The organism is Chroococcidiopsis cubana SAG 39.79 (assembly GCF_003991895.1).
In the GTDB taxonomy this organism is placed as follows: Bacteria; Cyanobacteriota; Cyanobacteriia; order Cyanobacteriales; family Chroococcidiopsidaceae; genus Chroococcidiopsis; species Chroococcidiopsis thermalis.
In genome coordinates this window covers 1-12,379 of sequence record NZ_RSCK01000007.1, presented here as the reverse complement: position 1 = coordinate 12,379, position 12,379 = coordinate 1, and the positions used below count along the sequence as shown (strand labels likewise).

At 42.2% G+C, this 12,379-nt stretch carries 12 protein-coding genes and 1 pseudogene; 2 read left to right on the top strand and 11 right to left on the bottom strand.

What is annotated here, in order from left to right; translation table 11 throughout:
* Positions 1–10: 10 nt before the first annotated feature.
* The 4 genes from DSM107010_RS06550 to DSM107010_RS06535 all read right to left on the bottom strand — a co-directional run bounded on the left by DSM107010_RS06550 (position 11) and on the right by DSM107010_RS06535 (position 1,647).
* A complete protein-coding gene (locus DSM107010_RS06550; RefSeq protein WP_015156491.1) occupies positions 11–304 on the bottom strand; it encodes an NIL domain-containing protein in 294 nt (97 codons plus the stop codon).
* A gap of 263 nt (positions 305–567) precedes the next feature.
* Positions 568–1,104, bottom strand: a complete 537-nt coding sequence (locus DSM107010_RS06545) for a 2'-5' RNA ligase family protein (protein ID WP_015156490.1) — start codon at positions 1,102–1,104, stop codon at positions 568–570.
* Between the two features lie 13 nt (positions 1,105–1,117).
* Positions 1,118–1,354, bottom strand: coding sequence for a hypothetical protein (locus tag DSM107010_RS06540; protein WP_106167736.1), 237 nt, complete (start codon positions 1,352–1,354; stop codon positions 1,118–1,120).
* Positions 1,327–1,647 (bottom strand): carbon dioxide-concentrating mechanism protein CcmK, encoded by a 321-nt coding sequence (locus tag DSM107010_RS06535; protein WP_041463413.1) that lies wholly within the window; start codon positions 1,645–1,647, stop codon positions 1,327–1,329. The genes DSM107010_RS06540 and DSM107010_RS06535 overlap by 28 nt, the downstream gene beginning before the upstream one ends.
* A 253-nt stretch (positions 1,648–1,900) precedes the next feature.
* Between DSM107010_RS06535 and DSM107010_RS06530 the strand changes: the two genes are divergently transcribed.
* Positions 1,901–5,101, top strand: coding sequence for a tetratricopeptide repeat protein (locus tag DSM107010_RS06530; protein WP_106167735.1), 3,201 nt, complete (start codon positions 1,901–1,903; stop codon positions 5,099–5,101).
* Positions 5,102–5,179: 78 nt separating this feature from the next.
* On the opposite strand, the gene DSM107010_RS06525 is transcribed toward DSM107010_RS06530, so the two are convergent.
* The 7 genes from DSM107010_RS06525 to DSM107010_RS06495 form a co-directional block, all read right to left on the bottom strand.
* Positions 5,180–5,368, bottom strand: coding sequence for a CPXCG motif-containing cysteine-rich protein (locus DSM107010_RS06525; protein WP_015156486.1), 189 nt, complete (start codon positions 5,366–5,368; stop codon positions 5,180–5,182).
* Between the two features lie 22 nt (positions 5,369–5,390).
* The gene (locus tag DSM107010_RS39450; RefSeq protein WP_241994144.1) at positions 5,391–5,555 is read right to left on the bottom strand and encodes a hypothetical protein; all 165 of its coding nucleotides are present in this window, start codon (positions 5,553–5,555) and stop codon (positions 5,391–5,393) included.
* Between the two features lie 80 nt (positions 5,556–5,635).
* The gene (locus DSM107010_RS06515; RefSeq protein ID WP_127022610.1) at positions 5,636–7,903 is read right to left on the bottom strand and encodes an FdhF/YdeP family oxidoreductase; all 2,268 of its coding nucleotides are present in this window, start codon (positions 7,901–7,903) and stop codon (positions 5,636–5,638) included.
* Between the two features lie 223 nt (positions 7,904–8,126).
* Positions 8,127–8,987, bottom strand: coding sequence for a 3'(2'),5'-bisphosphate nucleotidase CysQ family protein (locus DSM107010_RS06510; protein ID WP_015156484.1), 861 nt, complete (start codon positions 8,985–8,987; stop codon positions 8,127–8,129).
* A 65-nt stretch (positions 8,988–9,052) separates the two neighbouring features.
* A complete protein-coding gene (locus DSM107010_RS06505) occupies positions 9,053–9,865 on the bottom strand; it encodes a TlyA family RNA methyltransferase (RefSeq protein ID WP_015156483.1) in 813 nt (270 codons plus the stop codon).
* 6 nt (positions 9,866–9,871) lie between these two features.
* Complete coding sequence (locus DSM107010_RS06500; protein ID WP_041463411.1) at positions 9,872–10,300, bottom strand: DUF29 family protein; 429 nt, start codon at positions 10,298–10,300, stop codon at positions 9,872–9,874.
* A 49-nt stretch (positions 10,301–10,349) separates the two neighbouring features.
* Complete coding sequence (locus tag DSM107010_RS06495; RefSeq protein WP_106169203.1) at positions 10,350–11,123, bottom strand: nucleoside phosphorylase; 774 nt, start codon at positions 11,121–11,123, stop codon at positions 10,350–10,352.
* Positions 11,124–11,299: 176 nt separating this feature from the next.
* Here DSM107010_RS06495 and DSM107010_RS06490 point away from each other — a divergent pair.
* Positions 11,300–12,304: pseudogene (locus DSM107010_RS06490) on the top strand (dynamin family protein); the annotation flags it as partial.
* Between the last annotated feature and the right edge of the window lie 75 nt (positions 12,305–12,379).

Genomic DNA, 12,379 nt, shown 5'->3' with positions numbered 1-12,379 from the left:
TTTAACTTGCTTACCAGCCGTCTTCTTCTGGCGTAGAGTGTCCCCAAATTTCTAAATCCAAGTCGTTCAAATAGGTAATCGCGTTGCCAATCTGAGGTTTTGTCCCATGAAGTTCTAAATCGAACCAACCATCATCGCGTCCATTCGCACTCAGTAAAGCCGCCAAAATGTTTACAGTAATCCCACACTGGGAAGTGAGGCGAGAAATGACTGGTTCGCTATGCAAGCCTTTGGGTATGCGAATCTTGAGCCGAGTTTGAGTTGGTCTATGCGTACCTAATTCCACATCGCTTGGAATCGCCATAGTTATCTCCCATAAAGGTTAGTTTTTACATCTGAGATCTGAGATCGCAGCTCTACAAGCTATAGCCTTAATCAACGGTTAACTTATCGGAATAGTGTATTTATTAGTTGCGATCGCTATTATACCGACTGCACAGCAGAAAAGCAATCGGACAAGAAGTAAAGATTTATTACTATTATTTGATTTTTTGCAGATTTGGTAATTTGTCACGGGTAATTTGTCACGCACCACTCACCGCTGTATGGGTGCATGGCTGTGCGTCCCTACTCACAACTCCCTGGTAACTGACAACTGATAACCGATGTAATATTTTCAATATCTGCTTGCGATTGAGCGGTATCTGGAGTCAGCAATACTTGAATTTCATCGAAAAAAACCTCAGTTCTCGGTAGAGAAATGGTTGCAGCTATTGATTGTTTTACATCTGCATCGAGATGTTTGTACATCAAGCTGAGATGGGGATTGAGAGTAAAATCGGCAGGGGACTGGGAGTGATTCCGAATTGACTCTGTAATCTGACTTAAGATTATACTGGGATGAAATTGGACGAAAAGAGTTTTCGTAAATTGGTCTGTATATAAGACGCGATCGCACTGTAAACTAAAAGCGTTAATTCCTCGAACTGCCTGCTCTAAAATTTCAGTTAGAGATGCATCATCTGCAAATTCTCCCCAGTAAATTGTAACGTGAGGCGTGAAGGAGAAAGCAGCGTAATTTTCGGCAAGGCGATCGATAGCTTCCTGAAAGAAGATTCTATCGGCGGTGGCGGGAATTAACCAAAATGCTACTTTTTGACCCATAAGTGGCTAGTGGCTAGTGGCTAGTGGCTAAAATTACTTCCTTGTCTCCCTTGTCTCCCTTGTCTCGCTTGTCTCCCTTGTCTCCCTTATCTCCCTTGTCTCCCTTGTCTTCCTTGTCTTCCTTGTCTCCCTGGTCTCCCTGGTCTCCCTGGTCTCCCTTGTCTCCCTTGTCTCCCTTATCTCCCTGGTCTCCCTTGTCTCCCTTGTCTCCCTTGTCTTTCTCTACGCCGACAAAGGTGGGGGAAAGCAAATATCGTGCTGAAATTGAGCTACATCTTCGGTGCGGTGAATTGGTAAGATATACTCTAAATTTTCGTGAGGACGAGCAATAATGTGATGGGAAAGAATCTCGCCGCCATTAACCCGCAACACAGCTGCTAAGCCAGCCGTAATAGCTACATTCACCTCAGAAACAGCGCCTCTGATGATAACTGTAATGCGACCGAGATCCGTGTTTTCGTATGCAACAAGAGTCACCAGCGCCGCTTTACACATCGCATCCCCAGCTTCCACAGCAGCAGGAACGCCCGCAGTCTCAATCATACCGATCGCTAATGTTGCCACTTTATCAGTTGTCAGTTATCAGTAAGCAGTTACCACACACTACATCCTACACTCTTTCCCGACTCCCGACTCCTGTACGGGCGGGTTTAGCAAACATTTTGACTGCTAGAACTAGACATTTCGGGTCAAAACCCGCCCCTACCGACTCCCGACTGTCCAATCGAGAGATACTTAACTAGGAACGATATATTTGGATATAGTTGTCTCTATTAAACAGACAAAGGAAGTACCGATGGAACGCAAGCATTCAGAAGTCTTGACACTGGTATCTCGTAGTGGAAAGGTTCTCTCTACTTTCCTGCTGTCTGTAGGTATTGCAAGTGCTGGAGTTGCTAGCGCTAATAAGCCCATTCTTGCCCAAACAGCTACCCAAACTAACATTAGCCAAGAAAGACAGGTAGCGCAGTTACAGCCAAATAGCCAACAACAAAGTCCAGTCCAACAGCAAGTTCAAGCCGAAGCAAATCGCATATTTAGCCAGACGTTAACGATATTTAACATTCTGCTTGCCGTCCTAGTACTCATTTTAGCTTTGGCGATCGCGACTCTGTTTTTGCTACGGCGATCCGTGGTGCGCGAGGTAGCCGATTTAGTTGCAGCACGGATTAAAGAGGTGGGAGAGTTAGAAAGTAAGCTGAATACTGCTAACCAAGAAGTGAAAAAGCTGTTGCGTGCAGCTCAAGGTATCGCTGAGGATATGGATAATGAGGCAGATACTTTACACCAAGAAATTAATGCTAAAAGAAATAATCTCTCTCAGCTAATTTCTGAAGTCTACCAAACTAAGAATCAAGTCTTATCAGATCTAGCTACTCAAGTCAATAGTTCTAAACAAGCATTAGAAAATTTAGAAAATCAGTTCTCTACACAACTGACAGATTTACATTTAGGAGCGCAGAAGCACAGAGATTTAATATTACGTAATTTAGAACAATTAGGGGCTGATTTTTCACCTCAACTGATGGAATTGCAAGCCGACGTACAAGCACAAAAAGATGCGATCGTGCAGAATTTGAAGCGATCGGAGCAAGACTTTATCCAACAATTAAATGATATCCAAGGGACGACTCAAAAGCAACGAGAAGCTATTTTGGGGAACTTAGAACAATTAGCAGTTGCTTTTACTCACCAACTCTCAGAATTTCAAATTGACGTGCAAGGACAAAAAAATGTTGCATTACAACAATTTGAACAGACGAAAACAAATTTTGATACTCAGGTTTTAGCATTACAAGCAGATGCACAAGCACAAAAATCTCTAACGTTGCAAGAATTCGAGCAAGCGAAATCGGAGTTTGATGGTGAGTTATCAGTAATACAAGCAGAAATAGAAAAGCGTAGGGATACTGCTTTACGACAGTTCGTGCAAGCAAAAACAGATTTCGACACTCAAGTTAATGCCTTCAATGCCGATATTGTCGAGCAAAAAGATAGTTCTCTAAAAAACTTCAGGCAAGTAGAAGGTACATTTATTACTCAATTGTTTGAACTGGAAAAGCAGGCAGCAAATCAGAAAGATTTAACAATCCGCAATTTAGAAAGACTGAGTGCGGATTTTGCACCTCAACTAGCTGCGTTGCAAGCAGAGGTACAGGGACAAAAAGACGGTATTTTGAGGAAATTACAACAGTCAGAAACAGCATTTGTAGCACGGCTTAATGAGTTACAACAGCAGTCACAAACTCAAAGAAATTTACTAGTAGAAAACTTAGAAAGATTGAGTCTGGAGTTTGCGCCTAAGCTAGCAGAAATGGAAGCAGATGTGCGGGAACAGAAAGATACAATTTTGCAAAACCTGAGCAGATCGGAAACAGATGTTGTAAAACAACTATCAGCACTGCGGGGAAATATTCAAAAGCAGCGAGACGTTGTGATTCAAGGCTTGAAACAAGCGGAAGCAGATTACAAGCAACAATTGAATGCGATTCAAACAGAGGTGCAAGCAGAAAGAAACACAATTTTACAAAATCTCAGATCCTTACAATCTGAATTTGCGCCACAACTAGCTGAAATTAAAACTGAAACTGCACGAAAGTTTCAAGAACAAAACGATTTGGCGCTAGAGAGTATAGCAAAGTTGCGCCAAGCGATCGCCGCTCAAATTTCTGCATCTGGGACAAAACTGCAAACGGAAATCGAGCAAGCCATTCAAAACCTCAAAACGCGAGAAGTTGAGTATGAATCTGAGGTGGAAAATACTCAAGCTGGAATTAAATCTCAACAAGATCGGACAATTCAAAGCATAGCAGAACTGGAAACCGAAGCGAGAAATAAACTTTCGGGTATTCAAGCAGAAATTCAAACTCGGAAAGATAAAACGTTGCAAGCGATCGATAAATTAGAAACCACGCTGTCTAGTTTCTTAAAAGATTTGCAATCGGAGGCAACAACCCAGAAAGAGTTAATTTTGCATAATTTAGCAGAAGTTGCTCCCAAAGCGATCGCAGAAGCGGCATTTGCTGAAATGACTGAGAAATTAGAGGAATTGACAGCGCAGATCGAACGCCTGAGATCGAATCAACCGCACTTATTCCTTAACCCAGAAGATTGTGTAAATCAGGGTAATACTTTATTTGCTGAAGGTAGATACGAAGCTGCTGTTGTCGCCTACAATCGGGCTTTAGAATTGAAACCCGATAACCCCGATGTATGGTATCAACTAGGAATAGCACATTGGGAATTACAACAATACGAAAAAGCGATCGCAGCATACGATAAAGTATTGGAAGTTCGTCCTAACAATCCCGAAACTTGGTATCAACGGGGTTTGGCATTGAAAGAATTAAAACGCTATGAAGGTGCATTTGCGGCGTTTAATAAAGTCCTCAAAGTCGAACCAAATGATGAGAAAGCTTGGTTCCAACGCGGGATTGTGTTAGGAAGAGCGAACAAACTGGCTGAAGCGATCGCGGCTTATGACAAAGCAGTAGAAATTAACCCACAATACTATCAAGCTTGGATCGATCGCGGTGTTGCTTTAGGAAAACTACAACGCCATGAAGAAGCGTTTCAATCATTTGACAAAGCCGTACAAATAAAACCCGATAGTGCAGTAGCGTGGTTGAATCGGGGAATGGCATTAGAGGTATTGGAAAGGTATGAAGACGCGATCGCATCTTACGATAAGGCGATCGAATTTAATCCCGACTCATTCAAAGCTTGGAACTCTAGAGGATATCTCCTCGTACAACTAGAACGGGATGCAGAAGCATTAACGAGTTTCGATCGCGCTCTACAAATTAAATCTGATTATTCCAATGCTTATTACAATAAAGCTGCCTGTTATGCTTTGCAAGGACAAGCCGAATCTGCCTTAGAAAACTTGCAGCAAGCAATTAAACTCAATCCCAGCCACCGCGAAGAAGCACAAGCCGATCCCGATTTTGAAGGGTTAATTAACGATCGGCGCTTTCAGCAAGAAATTGGGGGATAAAAGCGAAAAGGAGTTTACTACAGAAAACAAATTCAGCGTCCTGTTAAATCAGTTTTATTAGTTAAAGAATAAATCAGTTTAACTTTCAGGTTCGCTACTAATTTCTATGTCTAAATTATCCTCGTCAATATAAATATAAAGTACGTTAGGCTGACAGCAAACTTGGCAGTCTTCCACATAAGATTGCTGCATTCCCCCGCTAAGATCGACAAACGTAGCATTAGGTTCGCCACAATAAGCGCAGAGATATTCAGATGTATTTTGCATATGCGATCGACCTACTAAAATATTATTCAGAAACTTGTACGAGATTGGCAATCGCATCTCCAAGGCGAGTAAAATGATTTGAATTCAATGCCAGGAGAATGTTTACATGTGCTTTCAAGACAGCTTGAGCAATCAAAGCATCAAAAATGCCACCAACTGGAACATTTATGGCTATCGAGCCAAGCAAGCGGGATGCTGAGAATGACTGACAAGTAGTGCAGCAACCAAAACAGAAGTATCAAACAAAACTCTCACTAAGCTATAGCGCTAAGCATACACAAAAATCGGTACTCGCTTAAAGGCGGGAATTCCACATTTAGGATCGATCCTTGCCTTAAATATCGCGTTAACTTCGGGATAAAACATGAAAGCCGTCCCTTGACGCACGGAACCAAAAATAATCTCTACATTTTCCATCTTGCCTGCATCACCCTGCACTGTGAGGCGCTGATGCTCTTGCAATCCTGCTTTTTCGGCATCGGTTGAATGCATTAATATACAATTTCGATGCGGCATTCCCCGATAGCGATCGCCTTCTTTGTACACTACAGTATTATGTTGTGAATAACTGCGTCCAGTCATCAAAATTAAGCTAAGACTGCGAGTAGATTCACAGATGCCAAAATCTTGCGGCTGAGGTGCGTGCAGTTGGGGTAAAAGCGTAACAAACATCTTGGCTTTACCTGATGGGGTAGCAAATTTAGGTTGTTTAAAGATGCGTCCGCCAATGGTAAATTCTTCTTTAGTTTCGTCAATAGTTGCCATTTGCTCGAAACCAGGGATGGTTTTGGCGATGAGTTGACGCACGTATTTTGTATCTTGAAGTTTGCGCCATTGAATCGGTTCTTCCCCGTGAAGCCGATGGGCTAATTCCGCGATAAATTCGACTTCTGAAATTAAATCTCCGTCTTTAATATGGGTTTTGCCTTCATCATTGAGCCGGACAAAATTATTACCAGATTCAGTCGTTGTTTTGTGTGGATTTTCAAATCTATTAAATACTGGAATGATAATTGTGTTTTTCTTAGCTAAGCCGTGGAAGTGTCCTAAATTTGGTTTTGTTGCGAGGTAGATAATGGTTTCGATGTTACCTAATGCCCGCTTAGCTTGGGTTAAATCTGGGTTAGCAGCATATAAATTACCACCCACACAAATTAACGAATCTACCTCACCCGCATCCGCAGCGTCAATTAAATTACGGGCGCGATAGCCGGGATTGCGGTTGAGCGATCGCCCTAACAATTTTTCTAAAGTTTGTTGAATTTCTGGCTTCAATTTTGCCGTGACACCCATCGAGCCAAACCCTTGCACGTTGGAGTGTCCGCGAATCGGCATCGTGCCAGCACCCTCTTTACCTGCATTTCCTGTGATTAAGGCTGTATTGGCGATCGCATAGACGTTATCTACCCCATTTTCGTGTTGTGTCGCCCCCATTGCCCAAGCAAAGACCACACCTTTTGAAGTCCCGATAATGCGGGCTGCTGCTTCAATTTCTGCTTTGGAAATGCCGCAAGTAGCTACAATAGTTTCCCATTCAGTAGAAATAGCATAATCTACGACAGCTTCCCAATCTTCAGTTCGATCGCGTAGATAATCAATTTGAATGAGATTTTGTTCGATTAATGCTTTTTGAATCCCCACAAATAAAGCAACATCACTACCAGGAATCAACTGAAGATAGAGTGAAGAAATATCCGATCCGGTGAAGAGAGATTTAAGCGGGTATGCAGGTGAGGCGAATTTAACTAACCCAACTTCTACAACTGGATTGACCACAATAACTTTACCACCGCGATCGCGTAATTGAATTAATTCGTTCATCAAACGCGGGTGGTTTGCAGGCGCATTCGAGCCAATTAACACTACACAGTCTGCTTTTTTTAGACTATCTAAACTTACCATTGAAGTACCGGAACCAAACATTTCCTTCAAACCTACGGTAGAAGGAACATGGCACAAATCGGAGCAATCTGCTAAGTGATTCGATCCCAAAGCCCGGATCGTTAATTGCAACAAAAATGCCGCTTCGTTAGACGATCGCCCCGAACTATAGGACGCAACTCGTTCTGGAGGGTGGCGAAAAGCTGTTTCGGCAATTTGATAAATCTCTTCCCAAGAAATACGTTCGTAATGAGACTTTCCTTCACGTAAAATGACAGGAAAGCTAAGACGACCGAGACGATCTGCTTCTAGAGAGGACAACTGCTGGAGTTCGGTAATTGTGTGGCGATCGAAAAAATGCCGTTCTACTGGCGGTTGCAGTTCGGCAGAAATAGCCTCTACACTCTTCATGCAGCGTTGTAGCGGTTCGTCTAGTTCGTTGCGAAACCCGCCTTTTTGTCCGCCCGTTCCCCAAGCACAAGATAGGCAAGAGCTTTTATGTAATAGAGTTTGCCACAGTTTCGGTCCCTCTGGAGACAACGTATGTTCTGCCCAATACTGAATTACAGGTAATCCACCACCCATCTCTGGGGTGTTGTGCTTCTCGCCGTTGTGGTTTGAGTGGGATTGTTCCTGTTTTGTATCTGCGTCCATACGGTTCTCTCCTAGCACGGCTTAAGTGCATCCTCTCCTTCAATGTAACGAGAATTGGAGGAGATAAAAAATTTCTCTAGGATGATTTTTGTGTCAGCAAGCAGAAGCCAGGCGATCGCGAGGTTATATGGTATTTCCCATGCGGGTGTAATACATTCGTAGGGGCGCACAGCCGTGCGCCCCTACAGATCCGTAATCGCGATAAAACCGTTCTCAAGAGCGTTTAAATCGCCTCATTTTCTATTTCTACTAATATTCTTTCAGCTTCAACGCACAATCGATCGTGACACTCACCATTACTAGCAATTAAACCGCCCCATTGACTGACATCTTCTTTGTTATAAATTAAAGGAGTTCCATCAAAGTGTGTTAGTTTTCCTCCAGCTTCTGTAAGAATCAACTCTGGTGCGGCTAAGTCCCAATCTTTAGGGGCAGATTTACCAGAAAGAGAAATATAAACATCTGCTTGTTGTTCTACAATAGCAGCTATTTTTCCGCCAATACTACCCACACTCTTTTGTTTTTTACATAGTAATTTAGATAAAACTTTCTCTAATTTCTTACCTCTGTGCGAACGACTCACAACTATTGTAAATTCTTCAACATTCTGCCGTTGAGAAACTTTTACTTGTTGAATATTGCCATCGCGAGTTTCAACAAATGTTCCGCCTCCTAATGTAGCAAAATAAAGTTTTTCTACTTCTGGATAGGCTACGACTGATAACACCGGACGACCATCTTTAACCAAAGCAATGTGAATTGTATATTCTCCAGTTTTATCGATAAAATCTCGCGTACCATCTAAAGGGTCAATTATCCAAACCCAAGATTTGGTGGGTTGTGGTGTAGAAGATTTATAAGTTTCTTCGGTAATGTAGGCAAATTCTTCCTGTCCCAAGTTAGTTTGCAGGCGATCGAGGATATAACGATTCACGGCTAAATCTGCTGAGGTGACAGGACTACCTTGCTTATCTTTAATGTCTAGGTTGTCTTTATTTTCACCATAATAGTAAGACCGGAGAAGATAGGATGCGCCCCAACCAACAGAACGAGCGATCGCGAGAATTTCTTCTAAAGCTGGCATGTATTTATAACTGTAATCGTTTTACCCCCATTAATTCTAGTTGTAGAAACGGAAGTCTTGCATCTTTAACTCGAAAATTGCTGCCGCGCTTTGCTAGCAAGCTGTTGAATTGCCTGAAGTTCGGGTTCTGGTGTCTGGCTTTCCATTCCCAGCCATAATAAATACTCAATGTTTCCTGCTGGACCCTGGATTGGCGACCAGGTTAAGCCGCGGTATTGCCAGCCTAGTTCTCGCGATGTTTGGAGAACTTGAAAAACTGCCTCTGCTTGGTCGTTAGGATCGCGCACGACTCCTTTTTTACCAACTCGCGATCGCCCAACTTCAAATTGAGGTTTTACTAATAATATCGTCTCGCGAGGCTCGATTAAAAGTTGCCACAATGCAGGCAAAACTTTAGTTAAGGAAATAAATGATACATCAACGACGGCTAAATCAGCTGGTGCTGCATTGCCATATAATTCTTCTGGGGTGAGATGGCGTAAATTCGTCCGTTCCCGCAGTACGACACGCGGATCGTTACGCAAGCGCCACTCGACTTGTCCGTAACCGACATCGACACCGTAGACTTGTTTTGCACCCGCTTGCAACAAGCAATCGGTAAAGCCTCCCGTAGATATTCCCCCATCTAAACAAATTCTGTCTGTTACAGAAATAGTAAATTCAGCTAAAGCTTTGGCAAGTTTTTCTCCACCTCTAGACACATATGGCGATCGCGCTTTAATTTCAATTTTTGCGGTGGTTTCAATTTCCGTACCAGCTTTATCAATGACTTGCCGATTGACCATGACTTCCCCCGCCTGAATCAGCCGTTGTGCTTGCTGGCGCGAGGTACATAAATTTAATTCTACTAATAAAGTATCGAGTCGTTGTTTAGTCAAGGCAATTCACTCTTGCGGTAATATCAATTTCATAGCGCGATCGAGAATGACTTCGCGATCGACAATTTCTGCTAATGCTTCTGGTTCGTAAAGTCCTTCTGCTACTTCTAAAGAGGCATAATCAATTGCATCAGGATAAGCTTCTTCTAAAGCTACGTACAGTTCCTCTAATGTTAAATAATACCCTCCCGCTTTACGTCGCTTATTCTTTTTTTGGATAGCTCGTACCGAATTGCGAATTGATACTTCCCAGGAGGCGGTTGAGCGATTTTCAACTTGTTGCTTAATCAGATGTAACAGGAGAATAACAGCATAGCTGCCAATAGCACTAATTTTATCGTCGCGACTCATTTCTTCTAATTCTTCAACAATCTCCAATGCTGCTGGGACATCACCTTTGAGCAGTAAATCTTTTAACTCTAGTAATTCTTCCATGACTAGCACCTCAAAATACATCCATCTCTATTCCGATTAATTCAGAGTATTATGCTAAATTTTCTATAACTCGAATCGCCACAGCGATCGCATTACCACCTGAATCTTCTTGCTGTTTTAATAATATCTCCTCACTACTCGTTCGCTGGGCAACAACAGTACAAATGCAAGCTGCGGCAAAGTTATAAACTCCCGCCATTTTAAACAGCGTACCGGATTCCATTTCATAGTTAAGTATATTCAACCGTCTATATTCTGCTGTAATTCCTTGTAGCGATCGCATTAAATGCGGATTGGCAGAATCGACTCGTTCCTGTCCTTCATAGAACGTATCCACCGAAGCTGTAATTCCTAAATGATACTCTACTCCTAACTCCCGTGCTGCCTGGACTAAAGCCACCGTGAGGAAAGGATCGGCAGCGGCGGGATATTCTACAGGTGCAATATCGTTGGCTGCACCCTGACGACACAAAGCCGCCTGACTGATGACAATACTTCCTGCTGGTACGTAGTCTTGGATCGAACCGCAAGTTCCGATGCGAATAATTTGCCGAATTCCCAACTGCACTAACTCATTCACCACAATACTTAGGGAAGGCGCACCCATGCCACTTGTCGCCGCTAAAAGCGATCGCCCATTCGCTAAATTGCCGATATAACTATTTAAACCGCGATTTGCCGATAACAAGCGATCGCCCTGTAAATAAGTTTTGGCGATGAAATGCGATCGTTCGGGATCTCCCGACAACAGCGCTATTGTGGGGGGTACAGTACCCAAGTCGTCTCGCCCAAAACCCAAGTGATACAAACGCTTACTTGTCATAACTTACTATAAACCAGTATTTTTACCATCTCATCATCTTCGCGATCGTCACTAACCACGGGAAAACTAGCTAAATTTCCCTAGTTTTGCTATGGGCATTGTAGGAATCTCAAGGTTACGGTTGTACAGAATTTACTCTTACGGACAAGATCGTTCCTTTACATAAGCGAAACAGCATGAATTACGAAATAGAAACCGAAAATTTTCTTAAAGATTTAGAACGAGTTGCTCAAGTGAGGGTAGAAGTTGCTAACTATCTGGAACAGATGGCTGAAACGATCGAACTAGCAGAATTAGAAGGAAAAATCTCTTCTGGTGGACTTGGTTTAAATAGCCAGTTAGAAGACATAAAAGCGGTAGAAAATGATTTACGTCGAGGAGTATTTCGGCTTTTAGTTTTAGAGAATATGAAGCGAGATAAGACTACCTTTTGGAATGCTTTGATTGGCGAAAATTTATTATATAGCGATCTCAATTCATATACGGCTATCTTAACTATTTTACGTTATGGCAAGGAGAAGAAGGTTACAGTTTATTTTAACGATGACACGAAACCCGAACAATTAGATTTTCAACAATTCAAACAAACTTATACAATCGAACCTTCAGAAGCAAAGCAGTTAAAACAAGATGAGCAACAGATATTTCCTAATGTTAGCCATGCCTTAGTCGAATATCCTTTACCCTTATTAGAAAAAGGTATAGAAATTATTGATAGCCCTGGTTTAAATGATACGGAAGCTCGGTTAGAAGGAACTGTTTTTCCCGAATTTTTAGGTTCGTTAAATACATTTCTCACCAAAGAAAGAGCGATCGCGCAACTGCGACAAGCAAGAACTATAGCGCGTCAAGCTTATACTCGCACTCACGCAGCGATCGAGCGTCGTATTCCTTTATTAGCGCAAGATGTCGATCGATTAAAGCGCAAAATTAATTCTCTAGAACCGGAATTTAAAAAGTTAACTGGTATTCGCGATCGCTTTCAACAAGAAATTCGCAGTATGAGAGATATCCAAGCAAAAGAAATTGCCGATTCATTTCGTAACTATATCTTAAATCTAGGTAATACTTTTGAAACTGATTTTTTAAGCTATCAACCAGATTTAAAACTATTTGATTCTTTGAGCAAAAACAAGCATGATGCTTTCAATACAGTACTAAAAAAAGTATTTGAGCAGTATAGAGCAATTCCTAGTCTACTGAGGTACGATTAATAGTAATGTTGTGTATTCTGCCCAGATAAAAATGAAGGCATA